Genomic DNA, 22,032 nt, shown 5'->3' on the forward strand with positions numbered 1-22,032 from the left:
TTTCTACTGCTTTTCTATGAACGTCTGCTTGTTTAATGCGGATGCAAAAGTAGTACCTTTTTCACCACTTCCAAATTATTTGTTGCTTTTTTTTCAGTGAAATTCCACTTTTATTCACAACTCATTATTATAACGCACGTTAGATCGAAAAGTTTTTTTTGTAGGTTGCGCGGTTCGCTCGTTGCTCGTCGCTCGTCGCTCGTTGTAAAGCACAATTATCTTACAAAAGAAGAAACTAAACAAACCGTGCAAATCGTAGCGTAGCGAAAATCGTAACGAAGTGAAGATTCATCGAATACCAAAACCAATATAGACTAGGTGAGATAAACCGCACAGATTTTGTTGCTCTTTGCTCTTTGCTCTTTGCTCTTCGTTCTTCGTTCGATGCTCGTTGTAAAGCCCAATTATCTTACAAATGAAGAAACTAAACAAACCGTGCAAACCGCGCAAAGAACAAATCGTAGATTCATCGAACACCAAAACAATTGTAAACTAGGTGAGATAAACCGTGCAAAGAACAAATCGAAAATCGTAACGAAGTGAAGATTCATCGAACACCAAAACAAAATATGAACTAAGTGAGATAAAAGCCAAACAACAAAAAAGACCAACCTAATAATATATGTCTATCTTTGGTTTCATCTATTTTAAACATTAAATATTATGTATGTGAAAAAAGCAATTCTTGGAACCTTAACGGGTGTTTCTTTATTTAGTGTCTCATGCAAACAAAATCCGGATCAAATGGAAGCAGCTACAAATTGGGATGAAAATAATTCCTTTTATACAGAAAGTACGTTACCTTATCAAACAGCAGACTTTGAAAAGATAAAAAACAAAGATTTCAAACCGGCTATTTTAGAAGGAATGCGTCGCCAGGTAGAAGCGATCGATAAAATCACAGCCAACACAGAAGCGCCAACTTTTGAAAACACTTTAGTTGAGTTAGAAAAGTCAAGTGCTTTATTGGATCGCGTAAGTGCTGTCTTCCATATATTGGTTGGAGCCCATACAAATGATGAGATTAAAGCCATTAACCAAGAGCTATCTCCTAAATTTGCTGCCCACCGCGATGGGATCTACCTAAATGATGCTCTTTTTCAAAAAGTAAAACAGCTTCATGATCAGCAAGCATCGCTGGGTTTAACGAATGAACAAACACGTTTATTGGAGGTATACTATCAGGAATTCGTACGTTCAGGGGCAAATTTAAAACCTGAACAGAAGGAAACGCTAAAAGCTATCAATCAAGAATTGGCTACGTTAACAACTACCTTTGGCGATCAGCTCCTAGCGGCAACAAAAGCAGGAAGCGTAGTTTTTACACAAGATGAGTTGGACGGACTTTCGTCTTCTGAAATGGAAGCCTTCAAACAAGCAGATGGAACTTATGCTATCCCTTTAAACAATACTACACAACAACCGATTGCTGCTACTTTAAACAAAAAAGAATCGCGCCAAAAATTATTTGAAGCAGGTTGGAGTCGCACAGAACAAGGTGATGATAACGATACAAGAGCAACATTACTAGCGATTGCGAAGAAAAGAGCTGAAAAAGCAGAATTATTAGGTTATAAAAACTATGCTGAGTGGAGTTTACAAGGAAGTATGGCCAATAAACCCGAACAAGCTAAAAAATTAATGGACCAATTAAGTCCTTATGCAGTGGGTGCTGCGACACAAGAAGCAAAGGAAATTCAAGACCTTATTAATCAAGAGGCCGATCCTTTTACTTTAACTGCTGCTGATTGGGATTATTATGCAGAAAAAATCAGAGAACAAAAATACGCGTTGAACCTAAATGATGTAAAACCGTATTTTGAAATGAATGCTGTATTAGAAAAAGGCGTTTTCTATATGGCACAAAAACTATATGGTATTACCTTCGAGGAGCGCAAAGACATCCCTGTATGGCAGGAAGATGTTCGCGTATTTGAAATTTTCAACGAAGACAAAAGCCCGATTGGTTTATTTTACGTTGACTTTTACGCACGTGAATCAAAACGCGGAGGTGCTTGGATGGGCAATCTAGTTACCCAATCCAAATTATTAAACCAAGCGCCTGTCGTATACAATGTGTGCAATTACCAAAAGCCAGCAGCGGGTCAACCAACACTATTATCACCTGATGAAGTAATTACTATGTTCCATGAGTTTGGACATGGATTACACGGATTCTTCTCTGATGTAACTTATCCTACTTTGGCAGGAACAAGTGTTTCCCGCGACTTCGTAGAATTGCCTTCTCAGTTTCACGAGCATTTTGCCTTTTTACCTGAAGTATTGACCAACTATGCAAAACACTATGAAACAGGTGAGGTAATACCTGCTAGTTTAATCGAAAAAATGAAAGCAGCACAAAACTTTAATATTGGCTATGGTTTAACTGAAATTTTAAGTGCCTCTTTATTAGATATGGAATGGCACACGATTTCTTCGACGACAGCGATTAAAGATGTCGCTACATTCGAAAAAGAAGCCTTAGCAAAATATGGTATTGATTTAGCGACTGTACCACCTAGATATCGCTCTTCTTTCTTCAACCATGTATTTGGCGGTGGGTATGCAGCAGGGTACTATTCGTACACTTGGGCAGAAACACTAGACAATGATGCATTCCAATGGCTCGTAGAAAATGGAGGAATGACCCGTGAAAATGGAGAAATCTTTAGAGCGAAAATTTTATCCAAAGGAAATACAAAACCCTCAGATGAAATGTACCGCGAATTTAGAGGAAAAGACGCAACCATTGATGCTTATTTAAAGATGAAAGGGTTTGATCAACAGAACACATTTAAAAAAGACAATAAATTAGATGCAAAAATCTAATCCACAAAAAAAGGTCAGCGTTGTGTACGCTGACCTTTTTTTATTCATTCACTTCTTTGAAACTAGTAATCATTCGCTCCATTTTTTCTTTATTCTCCTCTTTTCTTTTCTTTAATGTCCAAGTCAATACTTGATAGTAATCGTCTTTTCCCTCAAAGGCAGCAAAAGTATAATAAACGTCTAAACCAGAAACAGTAGCTGTAAAATCAACACGTTTCCCTTTTAACCCATTAATTGTGTTAGCTGTAAATACGAGTTTATTTGGTTCAATATTCGTTAAAGTTGAAGTCAAAAGATCCAACGTTCCTTGAGCAAACAAGTCTAATGTTTTTTCATCGCCTTCTACATTTGTCTCGGCTTGCTCAAACATCGCTTTAATTGCTGCTTTGTTTTCATTGAGCACAATAAAATACAATTCTTCATTGGCATTTTGCAACTGAAAACTCGCTGCACTATTCAGGTGTTTAGTCTTCTGCATTGTTGAAGGTGCATCAATACTAAATTTACCTGGATACCCCATTTCAGTATAGGAACTTTTATTGCTACAAGCGGTTAGTAGAATTAATAGAAGTAACATACTCCCTATTCTCTTTATCATACTATTTGAATTTAGAAAACAAAAATACACAGAAAATTAATTACGCGCCAAATCGTTCATCACTTCAGCAAATAATTGCATGCTGTACTTGCGCTTGTCGTAATCATAGATTGGTGTGGTGATCATCAATTCATCTACTTCAAGCACTTCACAAAAGCGATTGAGTTCAGGCAACAGCTCCTCTTTCGTTCCGATGAAAGAACAAGCCGTCATATTGTAAACAGCAGCTTCTTCTTGTACAGTCCAGATTCCCTGCATCGATTCGATAGGTGGTTGCAATGGTTTTCTGTCATTTCGAATAATTCCCAAAAACATGCGGTAAAATGAGGTGGCTAATCGTTCGGCTTCATGGTTAGAATCCGCCAGTATTGCATTGACACAAGGCATGAAATAGGGTTCGTCTAATTGAGCAGACGCTTTGAAATTATTTCGATATATTTTTCCTGCCATCTGAATTTGATCAGGAGCAAAATGGCTAGCAAAAGCATAAGGTAATCCCAACTCCGCGGCCAAATAAGCGCTATCTGTACTCGAGCCCAAAATCCAAAAGGGGATATCCAATCCTTCACCTGGGAAAGCTCTTACTTTTGCGGTTGCATTAGAGGAACTAAGAAAGGTTTTTAATTCTTGTATTTGCTGCGGAAAGAAATTCGCGCTCATCGTATCATTTCTCCTCAAAGCCATTGCAGTTACTTGATCTGTACCTGGTGCTCTTCCCAATCCCAAATCAATCCGATTGGGATATAAAGATTCTAATGTTCCGAATTGTTCCGCAATTACTAAAGGAGGGTGGTTAGGCAACATAATTCCGCCAGAGCCTACGCGTATTTTTTCTGTTCCACCGGCGACATATCCAATTAAAACAGCAGTAGCTGAACTTGCAATATGAGGCATATTGTGGTGTTCGGCTAACCAAAAACGTTGATAGTTCAGCTTTTCAGCATGTTGTGCAGTCGCTAATACGTTGTTTAACGTCTCTTTCGTCGATTTATCTGCCCCTATGACAGCTAAATCTAAGAAAGAAAAGGGTATATTTTTTTTCATACTACTTACTCTTGTAAAAAATTATTGCAAGCTATTAAGGTAATACTTATAAAAAAGAAACGCTAACCCTATAGAAATAGTTTAACATATTCAGGTCGTCCCTGGAATACCTCTAACTAAAAAACCCATTCACATTGGAATGGGTATACTATTTTATCGGATGGTAATTGTACAGTTTGACAAATCGTCGATGATGGCTAAAGACTCCACGCGAACTCCTTTTTCTTCTAGTAGCGTTCGACCTTGTTGGAAGGCTTTTTCAATGATGAATCCCATCCCAACCAAAGTAGCACCTGATTGCTCAATAAGATCTAATACTCCTACTGCAGCATTTCCATAGGCCAAAAAATCATCAACAAATAGTACATTATCTTCAGGGGTTAGGAAATCATTACTGATCACGACATCATAAGTTCTGTCTTTTGTGAACGAATGGATCTGTGTGTGCAACATATTTTCCATGGTAGATGGCTTCTTTTTCTTTGCGAAGACCACGGGAAGATTGAGCAAATAGCCCGTCATAATTGCAGGTGCAATTCCACTAGCTTCAATAGTCATAATCTTATTGACATTAGTAGCTGCAAATCGGCGTACAAACTCTACGCCAATGGATTTCATTAAAACTGGATCCATTTGATGATTGATAAAGCTATCTACTTTTAAAATTCCTCCTTCAAAACATCGTCCATCTTGAAGAATACGCTGACGTAATAATTCCATTTTTCTTGTGTGTTGTCTATGAATAAATAAAGGAGATTGTATCAAATCTCCTTTGGGTAATATCGATGCGAAGTTAAATAATCTCCATGCGTTTACAAAATTCACAAACGCATTCTTTTAAAACAAGAACAATTCGTTTTCTTCTCTCTTGTTATTTTTTGCCTCTTAGTACAACAAAGGGGCGAATCACTTTATTTCCTAATTTATCCAGGGTATTCTCGATGTATTGCCAACGCTCAACATGGCTATATCCTATATTAGTCATAATGCGAATCAACCATTCTGTCCTGTAAAAATGAAAAATATCTTCATTGGCAAATGGTTGCTGCTGCGCAAAATCTTCTCTAATATAAGACAAAGCGATACTCCCACCTGGTTTCAATACGCGATAAATCTCGGTGAAATACTTGACTGGATCATTCCAAAAATAAACTGTATTGACTGAAAAACAATGATTAAAAACTTTATCAGGATAGGGAAGGATGTTTTCTTCTTGTGCCAGTGTCAAGTCAATTTGTTCCTGCGGCAAAGACTCTTTTACCTTAATTGCCATATCCAACATAAGCGCTGAAATTTCAATCCCCGAATAGTGAATATCTTTGGCTATAGAAAAAATATAAGGCAAGTGTTTTCCGCTTCCGAATCCAATTTCTAAAACAGTTTCGCTCTGATAAAGTTGCAAACGGTCTACTGTTTTGTAAATCATATTGCTATTTGATTTAAACATTACTTCCGCCAACTCCTCTCCTGCTTCTCCTGACGGACATCGCAGCTGATTTGCCACCTCATTTAAATCTAAATTACTCATTCCTTTTAATTTTGTTCAAAGATAGCTATTTAGAATGAGTCCACATAATATTCTATTCGTTTATTTTCATTTCCTTAGCTAAAAAAGTACAAACGAAAAACCCCGAAATGCGATTTCGGGGTTTTCCTAACAAAAATAAACTAACAACTCAATAAAGAACAAATACAAAAAGCTATTTGCCATTCGATTGAATTCAACATATAGAGTGCGACAACTAATCTCTATATAATCTTCTATATTTTTTATCTCAACAAGGCGTATTCGAACTTCGGATATCCGCGGTCTCCTGCTGCATTGAAGAAATCTAACATTCTCATTTTATAATAATTTCCTTTGGCGTCTTTGATTACGTAGAAAACGTCTTTGTACAAAATTTTAGCATTTGCGACCTCTCTCCATGTTCCACCAATAGTAGAAAAGTCTTCAGACAATTTACTTTCTTCAACGCTTTGTAGATTGTACGCCTTGAAAAAGGTCTTATCGCCTTTTGGAATTTCAACTTTGTATGCTTTTACTCCGCCATATCTATTTTGCAAGATAAAATCTGAGTAGCCATAAGATCCTTTTGGGTCACCGGCTTGATCTACTTTATTTGTAAATACAGTAAAGTTAAGATCCCATTTTGTTTTACTCGGTTCAACGGATACGATTCCATTGCTATTAAAGCTAAAGAACGTAAAGTTAAAACCAGGTGTTTTAGGAATGAGTACCTCTTTGTGTGTGCTTTCATTTAAGTCTGCGTATTGCAATAGGTAGCCTCCTTGACGTTTTAGGATGCGCAATTTTTTCCAACCGCGTTCTTTTCCTGTTACTTCTACTGAACCTGGCTCAACATTTCCTGTTCCTGGTTCAAATCCTAAATTGACTAAATAGATTTTATTATCTGCATCGACATCGGATATACGGTGAATTGCAGTAATATCAGGATCTCCAGAAGGATCGTCAATATACTCTAAGTTAGCCGGGTCAAAAGTTCCGATTTTAACCAGTCCTTTCATTGTTTGGATGGTAGCATCTTCACGAACTTCATCAATATTTTTAGCTCCTTTTATAATTCCAGCAGCCATATACACTGATCCGTTTAGACGAACTCTGAACTCACTTCCACTGTCAAAGGCTAAATCCCAAGAGGTACGCTTCACTTCATACATGGCTTTTCCTCCTAAATCGACATAGACTTGATTGGGTTGGGTTGGACCACCTACATTTGGTGTTAAAATTCCACCCAAAGAAGTATCAAAACTAATCATCATAACATTGTACCCTTGAATTTTTGGCGTTTTAGCCTCATAATTCACTTTGGCAATATTAAACTGTATCGTTTTATCCATTCGATCATACGGGAAAATTAAATTTTCAAACGTAAAAGTCGAACTCTTGGTTCCCTTTACGATAGGCACAATTAATTTATCTCCGGCTGCGGCAGGTTGCGTTGAGAAATCTACCCCATAAATTGCTTTACTTGGGATTATCTGAATTTCAATGCTTCCATCCCCTTGTGCAATTTCAGAAAAAACAAGTTCAATCTCTCTTGTAGTTTCAATTTCTCTATATGGAATAGAGGGATCGTCAAAAGCAACAATAAAATCGCGGACATCATTATTTCCATTATTAGAATCTTTCTCACATGAACTGAAAAAAACGAGTGCAACAATTGCAATAACAAGTTTTCCTAATCTAAAATTCTTCATAATTAAAAGCCTAATTTATATTGTAATTTAATAAAGACACTGGTTCCATATCCAATTGGATTTGAAGTAGCCCCAGCTGAATGTCCTGTTCCTCCACTTGTAGTTGAACGGATGTCTTTAATGTCAAATAAGTTTCTCACTCCAACAGTTGCGTGCAACATATTTTTAAAGAACGGTTGTCTAACTGTAATGTCTAACCAAGAATAACTTTCTTGTTTCCCTTTTACGTAGTACTCTCCAAATTCATCTGAACCTTTTTTGAAACGCTCTTCTTCTCCATTGAATTTATAGTATAAAGAAAAGTTTGTTCCTGTTTTTGGCAAGCGGTAATTGATATTAGCGGTCACCTCTGGCGTATACAAGAATTTATCGGTTCCCTTTGGTGCTTGATAAATTTCTTGAGATACTCCTGACATAGTAAAACCAAGACCAAAGTCGAACGAATTCCAACTCAACTGGCTTAAAAACGTCACCCCAATATTGCGGTATAAATCTGTATTTTCGTAAACAAATTTCAATCCGTCTGGATTTACTAATTCGATTAAATCAATTTTGTCTGAAACTTGTAAATAGCGTCCAGTTAAACTATTGCTTACTTCGATATTATCTCCTAAAGCAAAGGTTTTTTTAACGTTTAAGAACGCCGTTTTTCCCTTTTCAGGATTCAAATTTTCATTTCCTTGTAAATCGTGATTCACATCGACGAAATAAGTATATAATTCTTCGTAATTCGGCAAACGAGGGGAAGTTCCAATAGTTCCTCTAACTTCGTAATCACCTGGTAGTACGTATTTCAACACTAAGCTCAACGCGTGTTGACTGTCAAAGGTATTAGATGTCATCAAGCGATACCCCGGGCGTACCATTAATCGCGGCAAAACATTGATTTCAGAAGAAGCGTAAAAGTCATAACTTCCCAATGCTTTTTTCTGTGGATTTTCTGCTAACTGTTCTGACATAGCAGAATATCCGTTGGTATACGCTACTTCATATCCTACTTGAAACTTTGCCTTTTCGAGGTTTACAAACTCGCTAAACGTACCGCGAGAAAAGAACACCTCTCTACTTTCACTTTTAAATGAACTGCGATCGTATTTTTCGTCGTACATAATGCGATATCTGTACTTATCTGTTTCTCGCTCTTGTTTTTGATATGAGAACGATAAATCAAAACGAAATAAATCCTCTAATTTACCAGACGTATTTAATACGTTTGACCAACGTTTTGTATTGAGTATACGATCCGTTGCTACAGGATTGATTGTTTCGAAAATAGGATCTTCGTTAATACTAAACAGCTTCGCATAATCTTTCATACGTTCATCGAAGAACTCGAATTTATAATATACGCGATACGAATTCTTGTGGTAATTCAAAAACCCTTTGACGTTATTTTGATTTTTTGGCAACCATTCATGCCCCCTTTTATCTTCATCTCCAAAGTAGGTAAATCCTTTTCGGTCGTCATACCATCCTTTAAAATCACTGTGGATATAAGATAAACTGGCATATAAATTATCATTGATGTTGTGTCCCATGGTAATTCCTTGAACATGCTTTCCTTTATTCTTCCAGTCATATTCGTTTCCAACGGATTCCTCTTGTACAAACAAGTTGACATTCCAATCGTTGATATTGTTCTTTTTTGTGATAATATTAATGATTCCCGTTACTGCATTGGCCCCATAGTCAACTCCCATGGCTCCCTCAACAATTTCGATTTGTTCGATATCATCAAGGTTAATTTGGGTTAGGTCGGTATTGTTCCCGAATCCCTCGTCTGAGATCATGGGTACGTTATCAATTAAGATGGTAAAATACTGAGCGTCTAGACCAAACATTTTTACTGTTGAACGGCCCGTCCCTGCATTGGGAAGAATTGAAATATTCATTACTTGATTCAAAGCATCTGCTAAAGTAACCGCTCCTAAATTTTCAATGCGTTGTCTATTGATAACAGTTACGTTGTTGACAGCTTTGTTGATCGATTGAGGATTATATTGACCAGAAATCACAATTTCTTCCAATTTTCGCTCTGGTTCTTTGATCGTATCATTCGTTTGAGCAACTACGGAAGAACTCAACGTAAGTAAGGTCCCTGTTGCAAGCAGTAGTGAACGTTTCATTTATATGTAATGTCTTTTATTTAGATAGATTCTTAATTGCAAAGATAAATAAAATATATTATTTAAAATCAATTTAAATAATATATTTTTCATAAAAAAAGCGAAGTTAACTACTTCGCTTTTTGATCTATACGTATAACTACTAGTTTTTAGGTAAAAACACTTCTGCCATCATGCAGCGTGCACTTCCCCCACCACATGCTTCGATAGTATCTAAGCTACTGTGTAGTATTTTTGAATGCTTTTCTAGGGTTTTAATCTGTGCATCGGTCAAGCTGTTATAAGCTTGGGTAGACATGATTAAGTATTTTTCTTCGTTAGCTCCTAGAATTTGCAACATATTTCCTGCAAAATTATTCACTTGCTCTTCGGTAATCAACACTACTTCTTTACCCGATTGTTTTAGGTGATTTAAAACGATTTTTCGCTCTTGTTTATCGTCTATGGTATCCGCACAAATCACGGCAAATGTATCACCTAGACACATCATCACATTCGTGTGGTAAATGTTTTTGCGCTCGCCATTTACAGTTTGAAACGCTTCAAAGATAACGGGATTCATTTCGAAATCTTCACAAAACTCAATAACTAATCCCTCATCTGCACGTGGAGATAAAGCACAATAGGCAATTTCATTGGTGCGATCTAACAGCAAGTTTCCTGTTCCTTCCAAGAATAAATCATCTTCCTCTGCTGATGTATAGTCCCAAATATCGTTGATTACGAATCCTTGTTCTTCTAATATATCCAAGATATCTTCTCGTCTTTCCAATCTTCTGTTTTCTGCAAACATCGGATATAAAACCACTTCTCCTGATTCGTGGAAAGAAATCCAGTTATTAGGAAAAATACTATCTGGTGTATCGGGATCTAGGGTATCATCAACAACGGTAACATTCACTCCTACTGCACGCAATTTTTCTACAAAAGCATCAAATTCTTGTTGTGCTTTTGCATTCACCGTAGCAGGTGTTAAATTGTCTAATACCTTTTGGTAGTAATTGTTAACAGCTGTTTGCTCATTCATACGAAAAGCAACCGGGCGAATCATCAGAATATTATTTGTAATTTGTTTCATAGTATTCGAATTAATCTCGTATTAAAGGTAATGTGGAACAACGCAATAAGCCTTCTTGCTTGGCAATTTCGGCATACGGAATCTCTTCCACTGTTATATTGTGACTTCTCAACCAATTATTCAATCGCGTAAAGTTCTTTTCAGAGACTACTACGTCAGGTGCGATTGAGAATATGTTGGAGTTCATGTGATACATTTCTTCTCGTGTAATTTGGAATAGGTTTTCTTCTCCAAAGATGTCTACCAAGTAATTGTATTCGTTTTGGTCATAGAATCCTCCTTTATAGATTATCGCTTTGTCCAATCCTACAGGTTGAAAACAACAATCGAGGTGAAGTGCATTATCTCTAGGTTCTACTTTAGATTTGACCAAATCAAAGCTCTTAACTATCTTATTTGGAAATAATTCGCGAATAAAGGCAACGCCTAGTTCGTTGGTTCGAGCGGTAATATAGTTGCTGTAATCTGGTCGTTTATAAGAACCGATAAATAGGTGATCATTCCACAACATTACATCCCCGCCTTCGAAATGCATTTCCTCTGGTGCGGATATAATATCGTTGGGATTAATTTGGTCTAAAACGTAGTTAATAGCGGCTAGTTCTCTATCGCGATCGGGAAGTATATTGGCTTTGATAAATTTATTATCAATAACGAATCCGATATCTCGGGTAAAAATCTGGTTGTAGTCTTCAATAATTTCAGGTCGAAAAACCTGTACGTCGTATTTTTGAAAAACTTGATTAAACGCTTCCATTTCGTTAATCATATCTGCTTCTACAGGATACGTACCTGCTTTGATGTGCTCAAGCGATTTAGGATCGTAGGCTTCTTCTATTGTAGGTGTGGGTCCATTACTAACGGCAGTGCCTAGGACCACAGCCCGCAAGCGAGAGGTTTCATTCTTTACATTTAATTGTAACATAAACTGTCATTTTGTACAAATATAGTAAAACCTTTAATGTGTTTGTTTTTTTTGTGAAGTTTGTCAATCCTTGACAAAACATAGCTTAAACAAAAAAGGAGATGTTTATACATCTCCTTTTTGCTCTTATTTTCTTTCATTCATTGGAACGAAATCTCTCAACGGTTCTCCAACGTATAATTGACGTGGACGTCCGATTGGTTCTTTGTTAATTCTCATTTCTTTCCACTGAGCGATCCAACCTGGTAAGCGACCGATAGCAAACATTACGGTAAACATTTCTGTTGGGATACCCAATGCTCTATAGATAATTCCAGAGTAGAAATCTACGTTTGGATATAAGTGACGATCTACGAAGTACGGATCTTTTAATGCTGCTGCTTCTAATTGTTTAGCGATATCTAAAACAGGATCATCAACTCCTAATTTAGCTAACACTTCATCAGCTGCTTTTTTAATGATACGCGCTCTTGGATCGAAGTTTTTGTAAACGCGGTGACCGAATCCCATTAATCTAAATGGATCATCTTTGTCTTTTGCTTTGTTGATGTATTTTTCAACATCTCCACCGTCATTTTGAATAGCTTCTAACATTTCAAGTACAGCTTGGTTAGCACCACCGTGAAGTGGTCCCCAAAGTGCAGAAACACCCGCTGAAATAGACGCGAATAAACCTGCATGTGAAGAACCTACCATTCGTACAGTTGCAGTAGAACAGTTTTGTTCGTGATCTGCGTGTAGGATGAATAATTTATCAACCGCATTTTTAATGATTGGGTCGATTTCATATGGTTCAGTTGGCAAAGCAAACATCAAGTTCATGAAATTATCTACATAGCTTTTTGTATTGTTGTAGTAATTTAATGGATATCCTTTTGCTTTTCTATACGTCCAAGTTGCGATAACTAAGAACTTACTCATTGTTTTACAAACAGCTTCGTATAAGCTCTTCTCACAATCAGCATCGACAACTTTAGGATTAAAAGCCGTTAATGCACTAGTCAAAGAAGCTAAAACGCCCATTGGGTGTGCTGTTTTCGGGAAACCATCAATGATATTCTTCATTTCTTCGTTTACCAAAGAGTATTTGCGAATATCTTTTTCAAATTGAGTTAATTGCTCTTGTGTAGGTAACTCTCCGAAAATAATCAAATAAGAAACTTCTAAAAAGTTAGATTTAGCAGCAAGGTCCTCGATTGAATAGCCTCTATATCTTAAAATTCCTTGTTCCCCATCTAAGAAAGTAATCGCACTTTGGCATGAACCAGAATTTTTGTATCCTGGATCTAAAGTGATAGCCCCTGTTAATGCACGTAATTTTAAGATATCAATTGCTACTTCGTTTTCAGTACCAACTAATACTGGTAGTTCGTGTCTCTGACCATCAACTTCTATAAAAGCTGTTTTAGACATATTGTTATTTTTTATTTTTCTTTACTTTTTATTTATATAATCAAAAACACTTAAAATGTTTTTTTGCAGTCGGAAAGATAGGAAATATTATGCTTACATACAATAGCTAAAAGCTATTAATAATCATTGATTCACAACATTTTCGACACAATTTCTATAAAGGTATATTGTTATAAACAATTATATTTCAATCTACAATATACTATTAAAAAAATAATAAATACTCATTTTTTTTGCAAAAAAAAACCCAACACAATAAGTTGGGTTTTTTTATTAATCTAATGGTATTAGTTTATTTTAAATGCTTTTTCTTGTGGATAATAAGCAACATCACCTAATTCTTCTTCAATACGAAGCAATTGGTTGTATTTTGCCATACGGTCTGAACGCGAAGCTGAACCTGTTTTAATTTGTCCACAGTTTAATGCCACTGCTAAATCTGCAATAGTACTATCTTCCGTTTCTCCTGAACGGTGAGACATCACGGAAGTATATCCTGCATTTTTCGCCATATTAACCGCTGCAATCGTTTCGGTTAATGTTCCGATTTGATTCACTTTAATCAGAATAGAGTTTCCAATTCCTTCATTGATTCCTCTTTCTAGACGCGTTACATTAGTTACAAATAAATCGTCTCCTACTAATTGAACTTTATCACCAATACGCTCAGTTAAGTACTTCCATCCTTCCCAATCATCTTCTTGCATTCCGTCTTCGATAGAAATGATAGGATATTTAGCAGCTAATTCAGCTAAGTAATCTGCTTGTTCTTTCGATGTGCGAACTTTTCCTAAATCACCTTCGAATTTTGTGTAATCGTAAGATCCGTTTACATAGAACTCAGAGGCTGCACAATCCAATGCTAACATAATTTCATCACCAAAGCGGTAACCAGCATTTTCTACTGCTACTTTAATTGAATCTAAAGCGTCTTCTGTCCCTTTTAATGTAGGAGCGAATCCTCCTTCATCTCCAACAGCAGTACTCAATTGTCTATCGTGTAAAACTTTTTTCAAGTGGTGAAAAATTTCTGTCCCCATTTGCATGGCATGTGAAAAGGTGATCGCTTTGACAGGCATGATCATAAACTCTTGAAATGCGATAGGCGCATCCGAGTGAGAACCTCCATTGATAATATTCATCATGGGAACAGGAAGTGTATTGGCTGAAACACCTCCTACATAGCGGTATAGTGGCATACCTAACTCTTCAGCAGCAGCTTTAGCCAAAGCTAAAGAAACACCTAAAATAGCGTTTGCCCCTAAATTACTTTTATTTGGTGTACCATCTAAGTCAATCATCAATTGATCGATATAGTTTTGTTCGAATACGCTTAAACCTACAATGTGCTCTGCGATAATGGTGTTTACGTTTTCAACCGCTTTTAAAACGCCTTTACCCATAAACGCGTGTCCACCATCTCTCAATTCGACAGCTTCGTGTTCTCCTGTAGAAGCTCCTGATGGAACTGCAGCTCTTCCTAAACTACCATTGCTGGTAATAACATCCACTTCAACAGTTGGATTACCTCTAGAATCTAAAATTTGACGTGCGTGAACGCTTAAAATTGTACTCATAATCAAAGTTGTGTATTAGAATTCGGTCGTTAACCTAATATGGTATATTGTTGCTGACCCTTATGTTGTGTAAGTATACTTTTTCAAAGCTAATTTAATCCTAAAAAGGAGCTTTTTTATTTTATTGCCATATTCGAAACGAAATCGTCGAATAAGTATCTAGAATCGTGTGGCCCAGGGCTAGATTCTGGATGATATTGTACGGAGAAAACAGCTTTGTTTTTCATGCGTACACCTGCCACTGTCCCATCGTTCAAATGCAAGTGTGAGATTTCAAGTGTAGGATGATTAGCTAATGCTTCCTTGTCAACTGCAAATCCGTGGTTCTGAGAAGTAATTTCGCCTCTACCGGTTAAGACATTCATGACAGGGTGGTTCACTCCTCTGTGTCCGCTAAACATTTTGTAGGTACCTACGCCTTGAGACAAGCAGATTAATTGGTGTCCTAGACAGATACCAAAAACAGGTAAACTTCCTTCTACTACTTGCTTCACTACGGCTAAAACACCTTTATCAGCTAATGCTTGTGGGTCACCAGGTCCGTTAGACAAGAAGATACCATGCGGATCGAAAGCCAGCAAATCTTCGTACGTACTATTGAATGGGAACACTTTGATATAGCAATCGCGTTCGGCCAAACAACGCAAAATATTTGTTTTAATTCCCAAATCAAGTACAGACACGCGGTAGGTACTATCAGGATTACCGAAAAAGTAAGGTTCTTTCGTAGATACTACAGAAGAAAGCTCTAAACCTTCCATGGAAGGCACTTCGTTCAATAAGGCTTTCAATTCTGCTACTGTTTTACCATCAGTGCTTAAAACGGCATTCATAGCACCATGATCACGGATATAGGCGGTTAACGCTCTTGTATCCACATCAGAGATGGCTACTAATTGATGCGCATCGAAATAATCATAAAGGCTTGCATCAGCATTAGGACGGGAATATTCGTAGCTAAAGTTCTTACATACTAAACCTGCGATTTTAATCCCATCAGAATCAACTTCGTCTGCATTAACGCCATAGTTACCGATGTGTGGATTGGTAGCTAACATGATTTGTCCATAATACGACGGATCAGTAAAGACTTCTTGATATCCAGTCATTCCGGTATTAAAGCAGATTTCTCCGAAAGCGGTTCCCTTAATACCAATTGATTTACCATAAAAAACGGTGCCATCAGCTAAAACAATGATACCGTCTTCTTTTCTTTTATATTCCATGTGTAAGTTGTATTGTAGTGATGCAAAAATAAAGCAAAAAAAAGGACATTCTAAAAAGAATGTCCTTTTAATTTTATAATGAAAACATATGTAATGAATGATTATTCATTTGTTTCTGTTTCAGTTGTAGTAGCTTCAGTTTGAGGAGCGTCAACAGTTTCAGCTTTCTTCTTCCCTCTACGAGTCGTTTTCTTAGCTTCTTTTTTCGCTACATTGTAGATTTCGTTGAAGTCAACGAATTCGATCATAGCCATATCAGCGTTATCTCCTAAACGGTTACCTAACTTGATGATACGAGTGTATCCACCTGGACGATCACCAACTTTTTGAGCAACCTCTCTGAACAATTCAGTAACAGCTTCTTTGCTTCTCAAATAAGAGAAAACAACACGACGATTATGTGTATCGTCAGTTTTAGCTTTAGTTACTAATGGTTCAATATATTGTTTTAATGCTTTCGCTTTAGCTACAGTAGTATTGATACGCTTGTGCTCGATCAAAGAACAAGCCATATTAGCCAACATAGAATTTCTATGTCCAGCTTTTCTACCTAAGTGATTTATTTTTTTTCCGTGTCTCATTGCGTTATCGAATTTAGACTTTAGCGGTCTAGATTATTCTTTATCTAATTTGTATTTTGATAGATCCATACCAAAATTTAATCCTTTCACAGCTACTAATTCTTCTAACTCAGATAAAGACTTCTTACCGAAGTTTCTGAATTTCATCAAATCGTTTTTGTTGAAAGATACTAAATCTCCTAATGTATCTACTTCAGCCGCCTTTAAACAATTTAACGCTCGAACTGAAAGATCTAAATCTACCAATTTAGTTTTTAGAAGCTGTCTCATATGCAATGATTCTTCATCGTATGATTCAGTTTGAGCAATTTCATCAGCCTCTAAAGTAATTCTCTCGTCTGAGAACAGCATAAAATGATGAATCAATGTTTTAGCTGCTTCTGTTAAGGCGTCTTTTGGATGAATAGAACCGTCTGTAGTAATATCAAACACTAACTTTTCGTAGTCAGTTTTTTGTTCTACACGGTAATTTTCTATAGCATACTTAACGTTCTTAACTGGAGTATAAATCGAATCTGTGAAAATTGTTCCGATAGGTGCATTGGGCTTTCTGTTCTCCTCTGCTGCCACGTAACCTCTTCCTTTTTCGATGGTTAAATCCATGGTAATTGAAACACTGCTTTCGCAATTGAAGATAACCAACTCTGGATTTAATACTTGGAAATTAGAAATAAACTTCTGGAAATCACCAGCTGTCATTTGTTCTTTTCCTGAAAAAGTGATGCTTACAGATTCATTATCTACATCTTCCACCTGACGTTTAAAACGTACCTGCTTTAGGTTAAGGATAATTTCAGTAACATCCTCAACAACACCAGCGATGGTAGAAAACTCGTGATCAACTCCTTCGATACGTACTGAAGTAATAGCATACCCCTCTAACGAAGACAGAAGTACTCTTCTCAATGCATTACCAATAGTCAATCCATATCCCGGTTCTAAAGGTCTAAATTCGAATTTACCTTTAAAATCGGTCGAATCAATCATGATAACTTTATCGGGCTTTTGAAAATTAAATATTGCCATATTTGTTTCGACTGAATGTCAATTATTATTTGTTGTACAACTCTACGATTAACTGTTCTTTGATGTTTTCTGGAACTTGAAGTCTTTGAGGTACAGCAACGAAAGTACCTTCTAAAGTTTCAGGATTCCAAGTAATCCATTCGTAAACAGAACTAGAATTAGATAACGAACGTTCGATAACTTCTAAAGATTTAGATTTTTCACGAACAGCAACTTTATCACCAGCTTTTAATTGGTAAGAAGGAATATTCACTACTTCACCGTTCACTGTGATATGTCTGTGAGAAACTACTTGACGTGCAGCTCTACGAGAAGGAGCAATTCCCATTCTGTAAACTACGTTATCTAATCTCGATTCACACAATTGAATCAATACCTCACCAGTAACTCCACGAGCAGCCGCAGCTTTCTTGTAAATATTACGGAATTGCTTTTCTAAGATACCGTATGTGTATTTTGCTTTTTGTTTCTCCATCAACTGGATTGCATACTCAGATTTTTTAGCTCTTTTCTTTGCTAATCCGTGTTGTCCTGGAGGGTAGTTTCTTTTTTCGAATGATTTATCATCTCCGAAAATAGCTTCGCCGAACTTACGAGCGATTTTTGTTTGTGGACCAGTATATCTTGCCATTTTTCAAAATAAAAAAAAGGTAGGGATTATGAATTCAGGTCACTTTCCTCCGATAATCTATCCTACCTTTGGTTATACTATAAATTAAACTCTTCTTCTCTTAGGAGGACGACATCCGTTGTGTGGCATTGGAGTAATATCGATAATCTCAGTTACTTCGATTCCACCGTTATGTAAAGATCTGATTGCAGATTCTCTTCCGTTTCCAGGACCTTTTACATATACTTTTACTTTTTTCAATCCTGCCTCAAGTGCAACTCTACCACAATCTTCAGCAGCCATCTGAGCAGCGTACGGAGTGTTCTTTTTAGAACCTCTGAACCCCATCTTACCTGCAGACGACCAAGAGATTACTTCACCTTTCTTGTTTGTTAAAGAAATAATGATATTGTTGAATGTTGCATTAATATGAGCTTCACCTGTTGTTTCTACAACAACTTTACGCTTTTTTGTATTCGCTTTAGCCATATTACTACTTATTATTTAGTTGCTTTTTTCTTGTTAGCAACAGTTTTTCTTTTACCTTTTCTCGTTCTCGAGTTATTTTTCGTTCTTTGACCTCTAAGTGGAAGTCCTGTTCTATGACGAATACCTCTGTAACATCCGATGTCCATAAGACGTTTGATGTTTAAAGAGATTTCTGAACGTAACTCTCCTTCAATTTTGAAATAACTTACTGCTTCACGGATAGCTCCGATCTCATCATCATTCCAATCTTGTACTTTCTTATCTTCATCTACATTGGCTTTAGCTAAAATTTCTTTAGCTCTACTAGAACCAATTCCGAAGATATAAGTTAAAGCAATAACTCCTCTTTTGTATTTAGGTATATCTACCCCTGCGATTCTTGCCATAATTATCCTTGTCTTTGTTTAAATCTAGGATTCTTTTTATTAATAACGTAAAGTCTACCTTTTCTACGTACTATGATGCACTCGGCACTTCTTTTTTTAACTGATGCTCTTACTTTCATTTTAATAGCCTCTTTAATATCTATAAGTAATTCTTGCTTTGGTCAAGTCATATGGACTCATTTCCAATTTCACGCGATCACCAGGTAACAACTTAATGTAGTGCATACGCATTTTACCTGAGATGTGCGCGATCACAACGTGACCATTTTCTAATTCTACACGGAACATTGCATTAGACAATGCTTCAATTATTGCTCCGTCTTGTTCTATTGCTGATTGTTTTGCCATAAAAATTAAGCTGTCGCTCTTCTATTTTTACCACTCGTCATCATACTATCGTACTGTTTGTTCAATAAGTATGAATTAACTTGTTGGATTGTATCAATTACAACGCTCACCATAATTAATAGTGAAGTTCCACCATAAAACATCGCCCATCCTTGTTGAACTCCTAAGATACTTACGATAATTGCTGGGAAAACAGCAATGATAGCAAGGTAAAGAGATCCAGGGAATGTAATCAACGACATAATTCTATCTAAGAAATCTGCAGTTTCAGAACCTGGTTTAACCCCAGGAATAAAACCACCACTTCGCTTCAAGTCATCTGCCATTTTATTAGTAGGTACTGTAATCGCGGTGTAAAAGTACGTAAAAATAATGATTAATAAAGCAAAAAGTAAATTATACTCCCAACCGAACACATTATGGAATGTATTACTGATTGATTTTGCAGTATCCGAAGTTGATAAACCAGCTACAGCAGCAGGCACAAACATGATCGCCTGAGCGAAGATAATTGGCATAACTCCTGAAGCATTTAGTTTTAAAGGAATCCACTGACGGTTTCCTCCTAACATGGATTGATCGTAGGTTCCAGAAGCACTTCTACGTGCATATTGAACTGGAATTCTGCGCACTGCAAGAGTCAAATAGATACAAGCAACGATAATCAATAACCATAAAATTACTTCAATAACAACTAACATTGGTCCTCCGTTATTTTCTGTAATACGCGATTGGAACTCTTGAATGAAAGACATAGGAAGTCTTGCAATAATACCAACCATAATCAATAACGAAATACCATTTCCAATCCCTTTATCAGTAATTTTTTCTCCTAACCACATTGCGAAAATAGTCCCGGCAGTTAGAATCATTACTGAAGAAAACAAGAATGAGAAAGAATTAAAACCTAGCAAAAATGCATCTGACGGCAATTGCACATACAAGTTATAGATATAACTTGGTCCTTGTAATAAGGTAATACCAATAGTTAACCATCTTGTAATTTGATTCATTTTCTTTCTACCGCTTTCTCCATCATTTTGTAATTTTTGCAGATAAGGAACCGCAATTCCCATCAGCTGCACCACAATGGAAGCAGAAATGTAAGGCATAATACCTAAAGCAAAAACAGATGCTTGTGCGAAAGCACCACCTGTAAACACGTTAATTAACCATCCAATTCCTTGATCAGTTTGATCCGTCAACGCTTGCAATTTCGTTGCATCAATACCTGGTAGAGTTACTTGTGTACCGAAACGGTACACAAGTAATAGTCCTAATGTGATTAAGATTTTATTTTTTAACTCTTCAATTTTCCAGATACTGGCTAATGTTTCAAAAAACTTCTTCATCCTGTTCACTAAGATTTTATAACGTTACAACTTCTCCTCCTGCTGCTTCGATAGCTGCTTGGGCAGAAGCTGAAAATTTATGAGCAGAAACTTTTAATTTTGCTTTTAGCTCTCCACGTCCTAAAACCTTAACTAAACTGTTTTTTGTAGCTAATCCTAAATCAACTAATTGAGAAAAATCTACAGCATCAGTTACTTTTCCGCTATCAACAAGACCTTGTAAAGCCTCTAAGTTAATCACAGCGTACTCAACTCTGTTAATGTTTTTGAAACCGAATTTAGGTACACGTCTTTGAAGTGGCATTTGTCCTCCTTCAAATCCGATTTTTTTCGAGTAACCTGAACGTGATTTAGCACCTTTATGTCCTTTTGTAGAAGTTCCTCCTTTTCCAGAACCTTCACCACGACCAACACGTTTGTTTTGGTTGTGTACTGAACCGTTTGCTGGTTGTAAATTACTTAAATTCATCTATTGCGAATATTATTTAATTTCTTCTACAGAAACTAAGTGTTGAACTTTATTTACCATTCCTAAAATTGCGCTAGTAGAATCGTGTTCAACTACCTGACCAATCTTACGAAGTCCTAAAGCCTCTAATGTTCTCTTTTGGTTAAGAGGACAATTAATTTGGCTTCTTACTTGTTTTATTTTGATTTTCGACATAATCTTTCAAATTAACCTTTAAATACTTTTTCTAAAGAAATTCCTCTTTGTTTTGCAACTGTAGAAGCGCTTCTTAATCGTAATAAAGCATCGAAAGTAGCTTTCACCACGTTATGTGGATTCGAAGAACCTTGAGACTTAGATAATAAATCTGTAATTCCTACAGCTTCAACTACCGCTCTGACAGAACCTCCAGCAATAACTCCCGTACCTAATGATGCAGGCATCAACAATACACGAGCTCCACTGAATTTTCCTTTTTGTTCATGCGGAATCGTATGACCGTTTAAAGGAACTTTAACTAAGTTTTTCTTAGCATCTTCAACTGCTTTAGCAATAGCCTCAGATACATCTTTAGATTTACCTAAACCGTGACCCACTACACCGTTTTCGTCACCTACTACAACAACAGCAGAAAAACCAAAAGCTCTTCCCCCTTTTGTCACTTTAGTAACACGGTTAACACTAACCAAACGATCTTTTAAATCAAGACCGCTTGGTTTTACAAATTCTACGTTTTTATAATTTTGATACATAACTA

Annotated in this window: 23 protein-coding genes; 1 reads left to right on the forward strand and 22 read right to left on the reverse strand. The window is 36.6% G+C overall.

The window, feature by feature from the left end; all coding sequences use genetic code 11:
• The first annotated feature begins 663 nt into the window (after nt 1–663).
• Nucleotides 664–2,829, forward strand: a complete 2,166-nt coding sequence (locus H4K35_RS07225; protein WP_182626719.1) for a M3 family metallopeptidase — start codon at nt 664–666, stop codon at nt 2,827–2,829.
• A gap of 40 nt (nt 2,830–2,869) precedes the next feature.
• Here the strand turns inward: H4K35_RS07225 and H4K35_RS07230 are convergent, their stop codons facing one another.
• From H4K35_RS07230 to rpsE, 22 genes are all read right to left on the reverse strand, one after another.
• Entirely contained in the window at nt 2,870–3,427 is a 558-nt protein-coding gene (locus H4K35_RS07230; RefSeq protein ID WP_182626720.1) for a hypothetical protein, read from the reverse strand.
• Between the two features lie 36 nt (nt 3,428–3,463).
• The gene (locus H4K35_RS07235) at nt 3,464–4,471 is read right to left on the reverse strand and encodes an LLM class flavin-dependent oxidoreductase (protein ID WP_182626721.1); all 1,008 of its coding nucleotides are present in this window, start codon (nt 4,469–4,471) and stop codon (nt 3,464–3,466) included.
• Between the two features lie 153 nt (nt 4,472–4,624).
• A complete protein-coding gene (gene xpt, locus H4K35_RS07240; RefSeq protein ID WP_182626722.1) occupies nt 4,625–5,191 on the reverse strand; it encodes a xanthine phosphoribosyltransferase in 567 nt (188 codons plus the stop codon).
• Nucleotides 5,192–5,342: 151 nt separating this feature from the next.
• Nucleotides 5,343–5,999 (reverse strand): class I SAM-dependent methyltransferase, encoded by a 657-nt coding sequence (locus H4K35_RS07245; protein ID WP_182626723.1) that lies wholly within the window; start codon nt 5,997–5,999, stop codon nt 5,343–5,345.
• Nucleotides 6,000–6,241: 242 nt separating this feature from the next.
• Entirely contained in the window at nt 6,242–7,690 is a 1,449-nt protein-coding gene (locus H4K35_RS07250; RefSeq protein WP_182626724.1) for an HmuY family protein, read from the reverse strand.
• Between the two features lie 2 nt (nt 7,691–7,692).
• Nucleotides 7,693–9,816: a TonB-dependent siderophore receptor gene (locus tag H4K35_RS07255; RefSeq protein WP_182626725.1), complete on the reverse strand. Its 2,124-nt coding sequence runs from the start codon at nt 9,814–9,816 to the stop codon at nt 7,693–7,695.
• Between the two features lie 142 nt (nt 9,817–9,958).
• Nucleotides 9,959–10,894 carry a citrulline utilization hydrolase CtlX gene (ctlX, locus tag H4K35_RS07260; RefSeq protein ID WP_182626726.1) on the reverse strand — a complete coding sequence of 312 codons (936 nt, stop codon included), beginning with the start codon at nt 10,892–10,894 and terminating at the stop codon, nt 9,959–9,961.
• 10 nt (nt 10,895–10,904) lie between these two features.
• Nucleotides 10,905–11,819 (reverse strand): dimethylarginine dimethylaminohydrolase family protein, encoded by a 915-nt coding sequence (locus H4K35_RS07265; RefSeq protein WP_182626727.1) that lies wholly within the window; start codon nt 11,817–11,819, stop codon nt 10,905–10,907.
• A gap of 126 nt (nt 11,820–11,945) precedes the next feature.
• The gene (locus H4K35_RS07270; RefSeq protein ID WP_182626728.1) at nt 11,946–13,232 is read right to left on the reverse strand and encodes a citrate synthase; all 1,287 of its coding nucleotides are present in this window, start codon (nt 13,230–13,232) and stop codon (nt 11,946–11,948) included.
• A gap of 287 nt (nt 13,233–13,519) precedes the next feature.
• Nucleotides 13,520–14,809: a phosphopyruvate hydratase gene (eno, locus tag H4K35_RS07275; RefSeq protein ID WP_182626729.1), complete on the reverse strand. Its 1,290-nt coding sequence runs from the start codon at nt 14,807–14,809 to the stop codon at nt 13,520–13,522.
• A 116-nt stretch (nt 14,810–14,925) separates the two neighbouring features.
• A complete protein-coding gene (gene carA, locus H4K35_RS07280; RefSeq protein WP_182626730.1) occupies nt 14,926–16,035 on the reverse strand; it encodes a glutamine-hydrolyzing carbamoyl-phosphate synthase small subunit in 1,110 nt (369 codons plus the stop codon).
• Between the two features lie 101 nt (nt 16,036–16,136).
• Nucleotides 16,137–16,616 (reverse strand): 50S ribosomal protein L17, encoded by a 480-nt coding sequence (gene rplQ, locus H4K35_RS07285; protein ID WP_182626731.1) that lies wholly within the window; start codon nt 16,614–16,616, stop codon nt 16,137–16,139.
• A 33-nt stretch (nt 16,617–16,649) separates the two neighbouring features.
• Nucleotides 16,650–17,642: a DNA-directed RNA polymerase subunit alpha gene (locus H4K35_RS07290; protein ID WP_182626732.1), complete on the reverse strand. Its 993-nt coding sequence runs from the start codon at nt 17,640–17,642 to the stop codon at nt 16,650–16,652.
• A 25-nt stretch (nt 17,643–17,667) separates the two neighbouring features.
• Nucleotides 17,668–18,273: a 30S ribosomal protein S4 gene (gene rpsD / locus H4K35_RS07295; protein WP_002987483.1), complete on the reverse strand. Its 606-nt coding sequence runs from the start codon at nt 18,271–18,273 to the stop codon at nt 17,668–17,670.
• Nucleotides 18,274–18,357: 84 nt separating this feature from the next.
• Nucleotides 18,358–18,741, reverse strand: coding sequence for a 30S ribosomal protein S11 (rpsK, locus tag H4K35_RS07300; protein ID WP_158962485.1), 384 nt, complete (start codon nt 18,739–18,741; stop codon nt 18,358–18,360).
• 11 nt (nt 18,742–18,752) lie between these two features.
• Entirely contained in the window at nt 18,753–19,127 is a 375-nt protein-coding gene (gene rpsM / locus H4K35_RS07305) for a 30S ribosomal protein S13 (protein ID WP_182626733.1), read from the reverse strand.
• A 2-nt stretch (nt 19,128–19,129) separates the two neighbouring features.
• A complete protein-coding gene (gene ykgO / locus H4K35_RS07310; protein WP_002987490.1) occupies nt 19,130–19,246 on the reverse strand; it encodes a type B 50S ribosomal protein L36 in 117 nt (38 codons plus the stop codon).
• Nucleotides 19,247–19,259: 13 nt separating this feature from the next.
• Entirely contained in the window at nt 19,260–19,475 is a 216-nt protein-coding gene (infA, locus tag H4K35_RS07315; RefSeq protein ID WP_002987492.1) for a translation initiation factor IF-1, read from the reverse strand.
• 5 nt (nt 19,476–19,480) lie between these two features.
• A complete protein-coding gene (secY, locus tag H4K35_RS07320; RefSeq protein WP_002987494.1) occupies nt 19,481–20,827 on the reverse strand; it encodes a preprotein translocase subunit SecY in 1,347 nt (448 codons plus the stop codon).
• Nucleotides 20,828–20,843: 16 nt separating this feature from the next.
• Nucleotides 20,844–21,296, reverse strand: a complete 453-nt coding sequence (gene rplO, locus H4K35_RS07325; RefSeq protein WP_182626734.1) for a 50S ribosomal protein L15 — start codon at nt 21,294–21,296, stop codon at nt 20,844–20,846.
• Nucleotides 21,297–21,308: 12 nt separating this feature from the next.
• Nucleotides 21,309–21,491, reverse strand: coding sequence for a 50S ribosomal protein L30 (gene rpmD, locus H4K35_RS07330; RefSeq protein WP_182626735.1), 183 nt, complete (start codon nt 21,489–21,491; stop codon nt 21,309–21,311).
• Between the two features lie 11 nt (nt 21,492–21,502).
• Entirely contained in the window at nt 21,503–22,027 is a 525-nt protein-coding gene (rpsE, locus tag H4K35_RS07335) for a 30S ribosomal protein S5 (protein WP_002987497.1), read from the reverse strand.
• Nucleotides 22,028–22,032: the final 5 nt, after the last annotated feature.

It is taken from the genome of Myroides sp. NP-2, from assembly GCF_014145665.1.
GTDB lineage: Bacteria > Bacteroidota > Bacteroidia > Flavobacteriales > Flavobacteriaceae > Flavobacterium.